This window comes from Mammaliicoccus sp. J-M40, from assembly GCF_022386395.1.
In the GTDB taxonomy this organism is placed as follows: domain Bacteria; phylum Bacillota; class Bacilli; order Staphylococcales; family Staphylococcaceae; genus Mammaliicoccus; species Mammaliicoccus lentus.
In genome coordinates this window covers 292,764-308,272 of record NZ_JAJNIQ010000002.1, presented here as the reverse complement: position 1 = coordinate 308,272, position 15,509 = coordinate 292,764, and the positions used below count along the sequence as shown (strand labels likewise).

Genomic DNA, 15,509 nt, shown 5'->3' with positions numbered 1-15,509 from the left:
CCGAATTTTTTGATAAATCGCATTATTTTCAAACTATTATTTTAAATATGTTACTTTTCTCCATACTTTTTCAATTGGTCCTTGCTTGAATTTTTTTAAATAAAAATGACTTGCAACCAATTGTACAGCGAATATAGCTAGTGCAATCAGATAAATTGTAGATACTGATAATTTACCGTATAAACTAAAACCAATGCCATAAAATATAAACATACAAATAATACTTTGTGTAATATAAGTTGTTAAACTTAATTTACCTATATTTTGAAGTGGTGATAATATTTTTCGAACTGTTTTATCTTCACACAATAATACGAAGAAGATAATATAACTCAATGCTACAATCGGTCCACCTAACATTTGACTGATTAATTGTGAAATTGTTGAACCAGCAAGCATAATTTGAATCATTTTAACACATAGTCCTAAAATAAATACCACTATTCCTACGATAATATAGAGATTTTTATGTTGTGTAATTTTGTTAAACCAATTACTCTTATGTGCATAAATACCAAATAGCATTATAGGTAAAATACTAAAAGGTCCTACTAAAATAACATTTAAAATATTCATACCAAAATATTTTAAATTAAATCCCATAATTGATAAATAATCACTACTTATTAATATGTTATTTACACGTTCTAATTCTTGTAAACCAACAAAATTTTCTAGTTCTGCAACATCTTGCAATAACACCATAGGTAAGATATACAATAGCGCAAGTATGCCGAAACCTATTGATAACCCTACTAATGAATAACTTGGTTTTAGTCTAACAAATATAATCGCTATAAAACCAAGTAAAGCATATGTTGCGAGTATGTCTCCATAGAATAGAAAAATACCATGAATAACACCTAGCAACAGTAAGAATAGTAATCTTCTTATAATCATTGGATAATAATCAATATTTCTTTTTATACTATTATCGTACATAATTGATAAACCATATCCAAATAAAAACGCAAATATTGGATAAAATGAAGCAATAATAAATAATGAACTTACTTTAAACAAAGCCCCGTCTTGATGTTGGAAAAACTCAAATGGATTAATCACTTGATAAGGATATGCAAATGTTAAAATGTTCATTAATATAATCCCTAGTAAGCTAAAACCTCTCAACGCATCTATACTAAATATTCTTTCTTTCGCCATTAATTGCTCTCCTTGATGTGTTTCGTACCATATTGGAAGAAATATAAATATCCTTCAACAGGTTGTTGTAAAATTGTTTCTAATGTTTTTTTATAGTATTGCATTTGTACTTCATATTTCTTCATCATTGTTTCTGCTACTTCTTCTTTAGTTTTTCCTCGACGTACAATAAATGCATCTGTCTTATAGTCTATAAATGAAACTTTCCCATCTTTGATAAAAATACAGTCTATCATCCCTTGGATAATTGGTTTATTATCATCTTGTTTAATATTTAACTTAACATCTTGATCAATATCATTTTGGCCAACTACAAATGGTACTTCTCTTATAACTTTATCTGCATCTACTAAACATTCATATAAATTGGAATGTGTAAATGCATGAACAAGATCTAACCTTAAATCACCGATTGCATCTTCTGGTAACACTCCTTGATCAATTAATGATTGTACAAATGGTTTTATTTCATCCTCTTTTAAACCACCTTTTTGAAGTGGAAGATGTTGCATTACTGCATGCATTAATGTACCAATTTCAGCACTATCCCGTTTTTCTTTTGATAAGAATTTAGGTCGATCATAAGACCTAACACCAACTTGATATTGTCTTACAATTTGATAGTCGGTCCCCGCTTCCTCTGTTTCTTTTTGACGCTTTATTTCAGAAACTGACTGTTTAGCGGCAATATTTAATAAATCTTTATTTGGATATTCATAACTAATTTGTTCTAATATTTGATCCTTCTTATCTGAAGGTCTATAGTTTAATAAGTTTTCTAATGTTGGTTTATCTTCATCTGCAATATCTTCGTCTACATTTTCTTCTTCTTTAATGATGTTTATATTAAATTTTTCACTTTGATCAGTTGTAAATGGAATAGCATTAGATAGGCCTTTTTGTTTTGACTTTGCTAATATTGTACCAATTAGATCAAATGGAGATTTAGCGCTCATTCTGAAGCCAGGGTCCAACATACCATGTTGGTTCGCTTGAATAAGACCTAACTTATCTATTGCTTCTTCATTTTTAACGCGACCAATTAAATATAGACCTTCTTTCGCTCTAGTTAATGCAACATAAATTAATCTCATTTCTTCTGAAATCATTTCAGTTTCATTAATGTTTTTGAAAATAATCGAAGCAAGTGATGGATAGATTATTTCGTTCTCAACATCATAGTAATTTAACGCCATACCATATCGATTGTTTAATATAACGGGCTTACTTAAGTCTTTACGATTAAACTCTCTTTTCGTACCTGAATAAATAACAAATGGAAATTCTAACCCTTTACTACTATGAATTGTCATCATCCTTACAACATCATCGTTAGGACCGATAACACTCTCTTGGCCAAAATCTTGTCCACGTTCAATTAGTTCATCAATAAAACGAATAAATTGGAATATCCCTCTAAGACTTGAAGCTTCAAATTGTACCGCTTTATTCAGTAAACCGTATAAGTTCTGTCTACGCTGAACTCCACCTGTTAGACCACTATAATATGCTATCAAATAATAATCGTTATATAACTGATCTAATAATTGCCACACAGGTATGGACTTACTTAACGTTTGGTAACCTTTAAGCTGAGATAAAAATTGATTGAGTTTTTCTACAAGTTGCTCGTCTGCTTCTGGGTGCTTAACATACTGATGTATAGAATCTAGATAATAGACTTCTTGTGGTGCTTTATTTCTTATTTCTGCTAATTCATCTTCTTTAAATTGAAAAGCAACAGAACGCATAAGTCCGACTAAATATTTATCTTGTAACGGGTTATCGATAACTCTTAAGAACGAAAGCATTAATCTAACTTCATTTTGTTCAAAATAACCTTCTTTAGTTTGAACATAAAATGGAACATTAGCGTCTTTAAACACTTGTTGTAAATGCATAGCATTTCCGTAACCACGTTCTAAAATGACGATGTCTTTATAAGTTGCAGGTCTATATTCTTTCGTTTTCCTATCATAAACACTTTTATTTTCCAGTATATATTGGACTTTTTCTACTACATGTTTAGCTTCAATTAAATTATTATCTGTTTCTTCAAAGGATTCTTCAACTAAAATATCCATTTCTAATGGTGTTTCTTGCTCGTCATAACCTGCACCATAATAAAGTTTAGCTTCATCGTTATATTCTATTTCCCCAACTTCTTCGTCCATCATATGAGAGAAGATAAAATTGGTATTATCTAACACTTCTCTTCTAGACCTAAAGTTTTTAGATAAATCTATAACTTTTCCAGTTTCATTTCCATCAGAATTGAAGCGTTTATATTTTTCTATAAACAACTCAGGTTCTGCTTGTCTGAATTTATAAATTGATTGTTTAACGTCACCAACCATAAATAAATTACCATTGGATTCGTCACCTGTTTTTATACAATTAATGATAGCTTCTTGTACTCTATTCGTGTCTTGATATTCATCGACAAGTATTTCCTCGAAATGTTCTCTGTATTGTAGAGCTATTTCAGAAGGTTCTCCATCTTCATTTGTTAAAATATCTAACGCTAAATGTTCATAATCTGAAAAATCTATAATATGTTTATTTTGTTTCAGTTTTCTAAAGTATCGAATAATATCTTTAGTCACTTCAGCAAGTATTTCAACACGAGGTGCGATACTTTGCATATCTTGGATTAAATAATCTCTTTCTCGACTTAAATAGTTATTGTTCAAGTCGTTTAACTCATTAATATATTTTTTATGATAATCTTTCCCTAATTCAAGTAGTTGTTCGTCGCCTTCATTTTCCTTTTTAACTTTGCTAGAGTTCATAGGTATTTTTTTCTTTTTCAAATCGTTGCTAATACTCTCTAATGATTTTGTTCCTTCGATTACTTCATCAATCCACACACGCTCTCCTTCAAGATATGTCATGTGCGCATCAACAGCATTTAAATTTTGATAACAATCTATAGATTGATATAGAACATTTTTAGCACTGTTTAATTTCCTTTTTATCATTTCATCCATCATTTGAAAGTATAAATGATCTTGATTTAAGTTGTAATATGGTTCATCTAATGAATCTAACCATTCAAAAGGTTTAGCATGCGCAATGCTAAATCGATATAAACTTTTCACAATTGTTCGAAGTTGGTCGTCTGAACGGTCATTCGATAGATGTTCAACTAAATCTATAAATGATTGTTCATTTTTTTCATAATAACTTTCTAATACATCATCAATCGCTTGTTCTAAAAGCACTATTCCTTCAACTTCGTTAGCTGTTCTAAAGTTTGGATCAATATCAATCTCATCATAATGAGCTTTAATAAGAGATAAACAAAAGCTGTGAAGTGTCGATATTTGTGCTTGGTGAATTTTAATTCTTTGTGATTTTAAATGCTCATCTTCTGGATGTTTAGTACTTTCTTTTTGAATAGCGGCATTTACTCTCGCTTTCATTTCTCTAGCACTTGCGTTTGTAAAAGTAACGACTAACAATCTATTAACATCTTGTTTATTACGCATGATTTTTTGAATGATGCGTTCCACAAGTACAGCTGTCTTACCGCTTCCGGCTGCAGCGGCTACAAGTATATCTTGACCTTCAGAGTATATTGCATTCCATTGATCATCAGTCCATTGTGCATCATGTGGCTTTTTGGGAATAGATATCATTCGTCTTCTTCCTCCTCTCTTAACATATTTATAAGTTCATCTTTACTTAAAGTATGATCAATTCTTCTATATTGATGTGCGTCCGTAATAGGATCGATATGACAAACTGACTTAAATTCACAGAATCTACAAGGTAGTTCTCCTCTATATTCAATCGGAGCTACTTCTGTGTGCCCATCCATAATCTGTGAGGCAGTTTCTACGAAGTTAGATCTATTTTTATTAATTAATTTATAGAAAAGTTCTTCGTCTAGCGCTTTACTATTTTTATTTAAGTCGCCATCTTTTTTCTTAGTAACTGGTATCATATCTGATTTAAGTTCGTCTAATAGCTTACTGTCTAGCGCATCTACAACTTCTGGATTTCTATTAACATAACCATCCATTTTGAATTTTTCTAATGTTTGTTTGTTAACATCTGTTAATTCAGGTATTTCACCCCAGTTTGTAGCTTTAAGTCTAGGTTCGTGTACATGGAAATAAAGCAACGCTCCAGGTGAAACATTTTCGCTTAAGTTTAATAGCTCTTTATTTTGCAATACTACGTCCAAATAAGTAAACATTTGCATTTGTTTACCATACAATACTTTAGTTAAATCAAGGCTCGTTTCAGAGGATTTGTAATCAATAATTGAAACATAATCACGCTCTCTACTCTTGAATACATCTAGTCTGTCGATTTGCCCTCTTATTTGAATTGGAATATTTCTATTAGTTTTTAAAGGCGTAGTCTTCAGTTCATGTTTAGAAGTCGCACCAAAATTAAGTTCAAACTGATATGCTCTAAATTTAGAGTTACTTGTTTGATACTTCATCGCCTCAAGTGTTGATTTAAGGATATTTTGAATTCTCAATTTCAAATATCGATAGTGAGCTGTTCGATGTAAAACATCAAACTGAATTTTTGGTAAGCTCTCATCAATTGCTTCATTGATTAATTTCGTCATCGCTTGTGCAGATAATTTACTAAAATCGCCATTAACTTCGTCAGAAATGTATTTCAATGTTTGGTGGAAAATATTCCCGATATCTACACTTTGTATTTGATATTTAGATCGCTCGTTCAATCTTAAACCATGCAGAACAAAATGTTGGAATGGACAATTATTGTAAGATTCGAACCTAGAAACACTTGCGTTAATTTTTTCGCCATATAATGACTCTGAAACTTCAGTATTGAGCTGAACAGAATCATTCTTATAAGTTAATGCTGAAGTTAGATATTCTATCGTTGAATCTAGATGATGCATTTCTTGTACAGCTTTAAAAGCATCTAGCCAAATATCGTTTACTATTTCATCATTCAAATAATCGTTTAAGTGTTGGAATATATGAATTTGACTTTGGTGTTCATGTTCCATTAACTGTATAGGTTCTATTTCGACACTCGCTTTGAGTGATTCTACTTCTAAGTCTGTAAACAGTGATTGAATCGTATTAAGAAACGGACTCTTGTCTCTTACTTCGCCACCATCTGACATTAAACTATATGTAAAGACGACATTACGCTTTGCTCTCGTCATTGCAATATAACAAACAAATGCTTCATCCATTTGTAAAATGTCACTTGTTGGGCTTAATTCTAATCCACTTGTTTCTGCTAAAGCTTTCTTCTCATCGTCAGTCAACAACATAACTTGATTTGAAACTGCTGGTAATACACCATCATTCATGCCTAGTAAAAACACAGTATCGCTATTATCTACTTTGGCTAAGTCCATATTACCTACTGTCACTTCATCTAGTGTTTGAGGAACCATTGAGAAGTTTAATTCATCTAGACCTCTATCTAATATTTCAATGAATTCATTTAGAGATAATGACACATCGCCTAACACTTCTACAATATCATCAAATATTCTTATAGTACCTTGCCAAACTTGGTCTATTTGTTCAGCTTCTTCAAAATGCTGTTTAAGTTCTAATTCATCTCTCATTGTCATAAGATGTGTTGGTAACTCAAATTGTTCAAGCACTTCATACAATCTCATTGTAAAAGCTTCTACCGTTTCACTTTCTTTAAGCGTTTGATTTAATGTTTCAATTTGTTTTACAACATATTCTTTTAAATGAATAACACGTTTAATCGTTTCTTTATCTTCTTCTGAATATGTCGCGCCATCTTTTTTTAAAGTTTTTTTACCTAATTTTTCAAAAGATTCAACTGTGAAAAATTCAGGACTAGTCCATCTTTTTCCTGAAATTCCTCGTTCAAAAGCATAGTTTTCCAGTATATCAATTAAATATGAGTCGTCAGATATATGACTTGTTAAAATGCCAGTCTTCAACATTCTCATCACAGGTTCAAATTGCCAACCACTTTGAATCACTTCTAACATTGATCTTAAACATTCTATAAATGGGTGATAAGCCATTTTCTTTTTAGCATCATGATTATATGCGATATCAAAATGAGGCAATACTGTTTCAATGAGTTGTTCATAACTAGGATCACGATAAAGGATAGCTATATCTTTAAAAGACACACCTTCTTCTCTCGTCTTTCTCAAAATTTCTCTTGCTACATATTGTACTTCATCACGCATATTAGAAGCTTCAATAATTTTTAAATTACCGTTATCAATTTGATTTGGTAATGTTGCATCAAATTGATTTTCTAAATGTCTTAAATCTCTTTCTTCACTAAAACGTTCTTGTGTTGTGAAATGTTTATTCTGAATCTTTATATTTAAATCTTTAGCGATGTCTTCAATATGACTAAGTGTTTCTGATGTCTTTCTGAATAAGCTAAATGGATCTTTATCCCCGTCTGTTGTGAGTCCAATTGTTACTGAACGACTATGTTTCACAAGTGCTTCAATAACTCTATATTCTAATGTTGAAAAGTTATGAAATCCATCTATATAAATATCAGCATGCTTAATATAATTTGAATCTGGGATTTTATTTATAAGTTTGTATAATACATCTTCAGCTTGAACGTAACGACCATCTAATTGTTCTTCTAATGCTTTATATATTGTTTTAATATCGCTTAATTTATCTTGCATTCTCTTAGGAATACTTTTTTCATTTTCAATATAAGATTCTATATCTTCTGGCTGAACATTATATTTTTTAAAGTCTTTAATTTCATTCATCATTTTATGACTAAAGCCATAATGTTGAATGGTTGATTGATATAAGTTCAGTTGCTTTTTATTCTTATGTAATAAGTGATAAGTCAGCATTGCTAACGCTTCGTCGGAAATTTGCTGTTCAATTAACCCGCCTTCTTCACTTAATACTCTCCAACTTAATCTTTCAAAACCAAATACAGAAGTTCGTATACTCCCTTTTAATTGCGGATTTCGAACGAATGCTTGTTCATACTGAAAAGTGTTTTGCGTAGGTGTTAAAAAGATAATGTCATCGCCTAATGGATCTTGTATCATTGCATCAGTCATCTGTTTTATCATCTGATGTGTTTTCCCGGTACCACTTCGGCCAGTCCATACATTAAGTTGCATTTATTCGACCTCCCTCGTTTAATCTAATAGTTATATTTTAACATAAAAATAACACCTTACTTAGTTTGAGATATACTTCAAAAGTTAAAATCTAATTCTAACTTTTGTATCGTATTTTCTAAGTAAGGTGTGTATATTAAAATTTAGTCTGTTGCAGGATCAAAATTGTAATGGAATTGATTTAGTGGCCAGAATCTCAATGATACTTCACCAATAATTACGTCATCATCAATAAGTCCAAATGAACGACCATCTTTACTTACTTCACGGTTATCCCCTAAAACGAGATATTTGCCCTTAGGTATTTCTTTAGCACCGTTAGAATTAACAAGGTCTTTTACTTCAAAGTTTTCAGTTAATAAATCTCGTGATTTATTTTCTTTGTTTTCTTTTAAGTATTCTTCTGGAACTTTCTTGTCATTTACATATAATTGATCATTATTGTATTTTACAGTATCGCCTGGTTTACCGATAACTCTTTTAACGTAATCATCGTTCGCATTCGCATGGAATACTATCACGTCACCGTTATCAATATCGCTTACTTTATACCCTATTCTATTAACAATTACTTTTTCACCGTTCTTTAATGTTGGATACATCGAGTCACCAGAAACTGTGTATGTTGTGAATAAAAACTTTTGTATAAGTAATACTACTACAACAGCGACGACTATCGCCACAGCCCACTCAAATAATTCTTTTTTCAAAAATGCCACCTCATTATCGTTATTTATCGAAATTTGTATCTATACGGTCAAATGGATAATATCTTAAATTGACCTTTCCAACAATATCTTTCTCATATACAAAGCCTATTTCTCTTGAATCTCTACTATTATTACGATTATCTCCTAAGACTAAATATTCATCATTAGGAATAACATCACTCTTAGAACCTTGTATTGTTCTAGTATTGAAATTTGGTGTCTTTTCACCATCTTTTAGGTAACTTTCATTTACTTGAGTACCATTAATATACAGTTTATTATTTTTCATTTCAACAGTATCACCTGGTAAACCAATAACTCGTTTTATGTAATCTTCATTTTTATTAGCATGAAAAACAATCACATCACCGTTATCAATTTGTCCAATGTTCTTAACAAGCTTATTTACGATAACACGTTCTTTATCGTAAAATGTTGGTTCCATCGATTCACCGTTCACGACATAACCAACAAATAAAAACGCTCTAACTAAAAATAATAGTGCAAACGCAATTATAATCGCAATCAACCATTCATATATCTTTCTCATAATTAACTCCTATTGTCTAGACGACTATCAAAGTATTTTTCGAGCCATTTTCCTACTAACCATAGCACAAAGATAATCACGAATACTATTATACTCTTTTTAGGACTTGCAAAAAAGGAATTTATATCTGCACCGATAAAACTTAACGTAAAAATCATAATTGCTTTCGACAAAATAAGCGCTAATAAATATACTTGTTTACTAATATTAGAAAAGGCACTAACCATGTTTACTAATGCACCTGGTGTAAACGGAAAGCATAGTAATATAAACAAAGGACCAAACCCGTGATTATCGATCCATTTTATAAATTTTACGACTTTTTTATGCTCGATTACCTTTTTCATAAATTTCTTTTTAGAAATTAACCTTAATATTAAGAATACAAAATAACTACCAGCAACAGTGCCCGCCCATGAAATGAGAAACCCGACTAACAACCCATATGCATTAACATTTGCAATAACAAATAAAATAATAGGTAAAAATGGGATAAACGCCTCTATAAAAGGTAGTAAAAAAGCTATAAATATACCGAATGACTTAAATGTTTCAATTAATCCCGTAATATTTTCCTCATTAAACCAATTTATAATATCTTGAAATATCATTTAACGCAACTTCTTTCTGAAAATTTATATTAATTATACTCATAATTTCGTATTTATTAAAGTAAATTGGCATCATACAAAAGTCGTAGGTATGCGATTCAGTGGAAATGATACTTTGTTTATGACTTGGAGAGGTTTTGTGTTTGCAGTTCGATAATTTTTATTTATCGAACTGTATTTTGTATTTGCGGTTCGTTAATTTTATTTTATCGGACCGCATCTTCATCAACGTATTTACTATTCTTATAGTTACCAATTCTTTTAAACTTTTTATATAATATGCGTTTGATTGCGCTATTTGATACACCAGTCCATTTCTCTGCTTCGTTTATTGAAAATGGTTCTCCTTTTAATAAATATAATTCTTTTAAAGATTGAAGAACAATTGCATATCTTGAAGAGATAGTTCCGCATTTTTTACATTTTACATACTTTCGAACGTTAAAAATTTCTGATGGTTCTATTATCTTATTACAGCTAATACATTTGAGCCCACCAATAACTTTCGAGAATTCAACCTTTTCAAAATATAAATAACTTGTAATGAATGGTTGATGTAATGATTTTAACTTTTTGCATATCCATACATTTTCATCATATTTAAAGTTTGCGCCAAACATATCCTTCAGTTTATGTAATTCACTATAAAGCAATATATTTATTCGTGATCTTAAGTCTCCATATAAAGTGAATGTTGGATTAATAAAGACAATATAACTTATAACTTTTCTGTCGATTTTATATTTCTTTACTATTCTTTTTAATGTTTCATCAGATACTTCAAATTGATGAATTAAATCTTTTGCTACGTAACCAGTGCTTCTGAATAATTTACCATTTTCATAATAGTAATCCCCAGTATAATTTTTAATTTCAAATTGAATAATTGCTTCATCTGTAACCACTATAAAATCTAGCTGAACTTGATTATAATTTTTAAATTGTAAATCATGCAACCATGTCTCAGATTTTTGCTCATTTAATATCTCGCTAAATTCCTTTTCTCCTATATAACCTTGTTTCCAAATTGTATATAACTCTTCTAGTTGATCAGGTATTTTATCTATTCTTCCTCTCAAAGCATCTACATAATTAATAATTAAGGGCTTTTGCAAATTCATAAAAAATACACCTCATTTTTTCAATTTTTGCATTAAGAAAATAAAAAAAGCCCTCCGAATAAAATTCGGGGGCTTTTTTCACGATTTTTCATCATATTATAATCTGTCTTCTAAATCTTTTTTAAGATCTTCATATCCAGGTTTTCCTAATAGAGCGAACATATTTTGTTTATATGCTTCAACACCTGGTTGGTTGAATGGATTAACACCTAATAAGTACCCGCTCATCGCACATGCTAATTCGAAGAAGTATACAACATAACCGAATGTATATGCATCTAATTGCGGAACATTTACGACTAAGTTAGGTACCCCACCGTCAGTATGTGCTAATAGTGTACCTTGGAAAGCTTTAGTATTAACATAATCGACTGTTTCACCAGCTAAGAAGTTAAGACCATCTAAGTCGTCTTTATCTTCTTCAATTGTAATATCATGTTTAGGTTTATCTACTTTTACTACAGTTTCAAATAGGAAGCGACGCCCTTCTTGAACATATTGTCCTAAAGAGTGTAAATCAGAAGTAAAGTTTGCACTTGAAGGATAAATACCTTTGAAATCTTTACCTTCAGATTCGCCGAATAATTGTTTCCACCATTCGCTGAAGTATTGTAATGCAGGTTCATAGTTGATTAACATTTCTGTTGTATAACCTTTTGCATATAAAATATTTCGTATAGCAGCGTATTGATATGCAATGTTTTCATTTAAATCAGAAGATGATAAGTCTTCTCTAGCTGCACTCGCGCCATTCATCATTTCTTGAATGTCTATACCACTCGCAGCAATCGGTAATAAACCAACAGCTGTTAATACAGAATATCTACCGCCAACATCGTCAGGAACAACAAATGTTTCGTAACCTTCACCAGTAGCTAAATCTTTCAATGCACCTTTAGATTTATCAGTTGTTGCAAAGATGCGTTCTTTAGCTTCATCTTTACCGTATTTCTCTTCAAGAAGCTTCTTGAAAATTCTAAATGCTACAGCTGGTTCAGTCGTTGTACCTGATTTAGAAATAACATTTACTGAGAAATCTTTTCCATCTAAGTATTGAATTAAATCATGTACATAAGAAGATGATAAATGATGACCAACGAAAATTATTTGTGGGTTTTCACCTTTTTCATAATTAGCAAATGTAGAATTCAACATTTCTACAGCAGCTCTTGCACCTAAATACGAACCGCCAATACCAATGACTAACAATACATCTGATTGCTCTTTAATACGTTTAGAAGCTTTAAGAATTCTATCAAATTCTTCTTTGTCATAATCGACTGGTAAGTCAACCCAACCTAAAAAGTCACTACCTGCACCAGTTTTATCATGTATAACATGATGTATATTTTTTACTGCTTCGTGCGTTTGCTCAAGTTCATGTTCACCGAAAAATGCTAACGCTTTTTTATAATCAAATTGAATATGTGTCATAATATCCTCCTATTTGTCTTATGAATAACAACAATTCTATTTTACTCTAGTTTTCATACGCTTTCAATGGAAATGCAACACTACACTTATTTATGCATAATTATTTAATATTACTATTGAAAATACATTTTTTATGTGGTAGTGTATACACAACGATTAAATATACAAGATATTAAATATTAATACAAAGAGAGGTTTTCAATTATGTCGAAAAAAGTTGTTTTAGCTTATTCAGGTGGTTTAGATACAAGTGTTGCAGTTAAGTGGTTAATCGAGAAAGGTTATACAATCGTTGCATGTTGCTTAGATGTTGGTGAAGGTAAAGATCTAGCACTTGTTCAACAAAAAGCTTTAGATATGGGTGCTGAACAATCTTATGTGATTGATGCTACTAAAGAATTCAGTGAAGATTTCGTTGGTTATGCAATTAAAGGTAATACTATGTATGAAGGCAGTTATCCGCTCGTATCTGCTTTAAGTAGACCTTTAATCTCAAAAAAACTTGTTGAAATTGCGTTAAAAGAAGATGCAATGGCAATCGCACATGGTTGTACTGGTAAAGGTAACGACCAAGTACGTTTTGAAGTAGCTATTAAAGCTTTAGCGCCACACATTAAAGTTTTAGCGCCTGTTCGTGAATGGTCATGGAGTCGTGAAGAAGAAATTGATTATGCAAAAAAACATAACATACCTATTCCAATTAATTTAGATTCACCATACTCTATAGACCAAAACTTATGGGGACGTAGTAATGAATGTGGTATTTTAGAAGATCCTTTCGCTACACCACCAGAAGATGCATACGATTTAACGAACCCAATTGAAAATACACCAGATACAGCTGAAGAAATGGAAATTGTATTTGAAAATGGTCTTCCAATTTCTATTAATAATCAAGTATATCCATTAGATGAATTAATATTAAAATTAAATCACATAGCTGGTTTACATGGTATTGGTCGTATAGATCATGTTGAAAATCGTCTTGTAGGTATTAAATCTCGTGAAGTATATGAAACACCTGGTGCAAAAGTAATCATGGAAGCTCATAAAGCTTTAGAAACAATTACTTTAACTAAAGATGTTGCACACTTTAAACCAGTTATTGAAAAGCAATTAGCTGAACAAATATATAACGGTTTATGGTTCTCACCTTTAACAGAAAGTTTGAAACAATTTATTGATTCAACTCAAACTCAAGTTACAGGTACTGTTCGTGTTAAATTATTTAAAGGAAATGTTATCGTCAATGGACGTAAATCACCTTATAGTTTATATAATGAAGAACTTGCTACTTATACTAAAGAAGATGCATTTAACCAAGAAGCTGCAGTTGGCTTCATAGAAATCTTTGGTTTACCAACTAAAGTAAATGCATTATTAGAAACAGAGGGTGTTTTAAAATGATAAAAAAAGCTTGGGGAGGAAGATTCGAATCTAATCCCGAATCATGGGTAGATGCATTCAATGCATCTATCCATTTTGATAAAAATTTAATTGATCAAGACATTCAAGGCAGCATTGCACATGCTACGATGCTTGCTGAACAAAATATTATTAACCAACACGAGGCTGAGCAAATTATTCAAGGATTAAAAGAAATTCAACAAGATTATTACAACGATAACCTTGAACTATCAGAATCTCTAGAAGATATTCACCTCAATATTGAACATGCACTTATTCAGAAAATCGGTCAAGTTGGTGGTAAATTGCATACAGGCAGGAGCAGAAATGATCAAGTCGCTACAGATATGCACCTTTATGCAAAACAGCATGTTCATGAAATTATTGAATTAGTCGAATCTTTACAACAAGCTATTATAAAAATCGCTGACGAACATGTAGATACTATAATGCCCGGATATACTCATTTACAAAGAGCGCAACCTATTTCATTTGCACATCATGTTATGACGTATTTTTGGATGTTAGAAAGAGATAAATCTCGTTTTAACGATAGTATTAAACGTATAGATATGAGTCCACTAGGTGCAGCAGCTTTAAGTGGCACGACACATCCTATTGATAGACATCGTACTCAAGAGTTATTAGGCTTCGATAATCTATACGAAAACAGCTTAGATGCTGTAAGCGATAGAGATTACATCGTAGAAACACTACATAATATTTCTTTAACGATGGTACATTTATCAAGATTCTCAGAAGAAATTATATTTTGGTCTAGCAGTGAAGCAAATTTCGTTACACTTTCAGATAGTTTCTCTACAGGATCATCTATTATGCCACAGAAGAAAAATCCAGATATGGCAGAACTAATTAGAGGTAAAGTTGGGCGAACAACTGGTCATTTAATGAGTATGTTAATGACTTTAAAAGGTTTACCACTTGCTTATAATAAAGATATGCAAGAAGATAAAGAAGGCTTATTTGATGCCGTTCACACTATAAAAGGTTCTCTTAGAATTTTCGAAGGTATGATTTCAACAATGACTGTTAACGAAGAAAGATTACATGAAACAGTACATCAAGATTTTTCTAATGCAACTGAGTTAGCAGATTATCTAGTAGAACAAAACATACCATTTAGAGAAGCACATGAAATAGTAGGTAAAATTGTATTATGGTGTATTCAAAATAATAAATATTTATTAGATGTACCACTAGAACACTACAAATCTTACAATGACAAAATAGATAATAACGTCTACGATTACTTAAAACCTGAAAACTGTTTGAATCGTAGAAAAAGTTATGGTTCTACAGGCCAAGAAGCAGTCTATCACCAAATTAAAGTAGCTAAACAGCTTTTATAGATTTAAAGTAAGACTAAGACGTAAGCTTAAA

10 protein-coding genes are annotated in these 15,509 nt (G+C 31.1%); 2 read left to right on the top strand and 8 right to left on the bottom strand.

Translation table 11 applies throughout. The annotated features are described in order from the left end of the window. Window positions 1–36 precede the first annotated feature (36 nt). From LQ688_RS04160 to LQ688_RS04125, 8 genes are all read right to left on the bottom strand, one after another. Complete coding sequence (locus LQ688_RS04160; RefSeq protein ID WP_016999937.1) at window positions 37–1,164, bottom strand: DUF418 domain-containing protein; 1,128 nt, start codon at window positions 1,162–1,164, stop codon at window positions 37–39. Further along, window positions 1,164–4,802 carry a helicase-exonuclease AddAB subunit AddA gene (gene addA / locus LQ688_RS04155; RefSeq protein ID WP_239752654.1) on the bottom strand — a complete coding sequence of 1,213 codons (3,639 nt, stop codon included), beginning with the start codon at window positions 4,800–4,802 and terminating at the stop codon, window positions 1,164–1,166. Before addA ends, LQ688_RS04160 begins: the two co-directional genes overlap by 1 nt. After that, window positions 4,802–8,275, bottom strand: coding sequence for a helicase-exonuclease AddAB subunit AddB (addB, locus tag LQ688_RS04150; protein ID WP_064205096.1), 3,474 nt, complete (start codon window positions 8,273–8,275; stop codon window positions 4,802–4,804). The genes addA and addB overlap by 1 nt, the downstream gene beginning before the upstream one ends. A 143-nt stretch (window positions 8,276–8,418) precedes the next feature. Beyond that, window positions 8,419–8,985 (bottom strand): signal peptidase I, encoded by a 567-nt coding sequence (lepB, locus tag LQ688_RS04145; RefSeq protein ID WP_016999934.1) that lies wholly within the window; start codon window positions 8,983–8,985, stop codon window positions 8,419–8,421. Window positions 8,986–9,004: 19 nt separating this feature from the next. Continuing rightward, the gene (gene lepB / locus LQ688_RS04140; protein ID WP_082892517.1) at window positions 9,005–9,535 is read right to left on the bottom strand and encodes a signal peptidase I; all 531 of its coding nucleotides are present in this window, start codon (window positions 9,533–9,535) and stop codon (window positions 9,005–9,007) included. 2 nt (window positions 9,536–9,537) lie between these two features. Continuing rightward, a complete protein-coding gene (locus tag LQ688_RS04135) occupies window positions 9,538–10,146 on the bottom strand; it encodes a TVP38/TMEM64 family protein (protein ID WP_070045163.1) in 609 nt (202 codons plus the stop codon). A gap of 206 nt (window positions 10,147–10,352) precedes the next feature. Then, window positions 10,353–11,267, bottom strand: coding sequence for a nuclease-related domain-containing protein (locus tag LQ688_RS04130; protein WP_070045164.1), 915 nt, complete (start codon window positions 11,265–11,267; stop codon window positions 10,353–10,355). 96 nt (window positions 11,268–11,363) lie between these two features. Beyond that, window positions 11,364–12,701, bottom strand: coding sequence for a glucose-6-phosphate isomerase (locus tag LQ688_RS04125; RefSeq protein ID WP_017000061.1), 1,338 nt, complete (start codon window positions 12,699–12,701; stop codon window positions 11,364–11,366). Window positions 12,702–12,905: 204 nt separating this feature from the next. Between LQ688_RS04125 and LQ688_RS04120 the strand changes: the two genes are divergently transcribed. Continuing rightward, window positions 12,906–14,108, top strand: coding sequence for an argininosuccinate synthase (locus LQ688_RS04120; RefSeq protein ID WP_017000060.1), 1,203 nt, complete (start codon window positions 12,906–12,908; stop codon window positions 14,106–14,108). Then, the gene (gene argH / locus LQ688_RS04115) at window positions 14,105–15,478 is read left to right on the top strand and encodes an argininosuccinate lyase (RefSeq protein ID WP_064205100.1); all 1,374 of its coding nucleotides are present in this window, start codon (window positions 14,105–14,107) and stop codon (window positions 15,476–15,478) included. The genes LQ688_RS04120 and argH overlap by 4 nt, the downstream gene beginning before the upstream one ends. Window positions 15,479–15,509 lie beyond the last annotated feature (31 nt).

Excerpts from the sequence above, each read along its gene's own strand:
- LQ688_RS04160 (WP_016999937.1), bottom strand. The coding sequence starts at position 1,164 with ATGGCGAAAGAAAGAATATTTAGTATAGATGCGTTGAGAGGTTTTAGC.
- addB (WP_064205096.1), bottom strand. The coding sequence starts at position 8,275 with ATGCAACTTAATGTATGGACTGGCCGAAGTGGTACCGGGAAAACACAT.
- lepB (WP_082892517.1), bottom strand. The coding sequence starts at position 9,535 with ATGAGAAAGATATATGAATGGTTGATTGCGATTATAATTGCGTTTGCA.
- LQ688_RS04135 (WP_070045163.1), bottom strand. The coding sequence starts at position 10,146 with ATGATATTTCAAGATATTATAAATTGGTTTAATGAGGAAAATATTACG.
- LQ688_RS04130 (WP_070045164.1), bottom strand. The coding sequence starts at position 11,267 with ATGAATTTGCAAAAGCCCTTAATTATTAATTATGTAGATGCTTTGAGA.
- LQ688_RS04125 (WP_017000061.1), bottom strand. The coding sequence starts at position 12,701 with ATGACACATATTCAATTTGATTATAAAAAAGCGTTAGCATTTTTCGGT.
- LQ688_RS04120 (WP_017000060.1), top strand. The coding sequence starts at position 12,906 with ATGTCGAAAAAAGTTGTTTTAGCTTATTCAGGTGGTTTAGATACAAGT.
- argH (WP_064205100.1), top strand. The coding sequence starts at position 14,105 with ATGATAAAAAAAGCTTGGGGAGGAAGATTCGAATCTAATCCCGAATCA.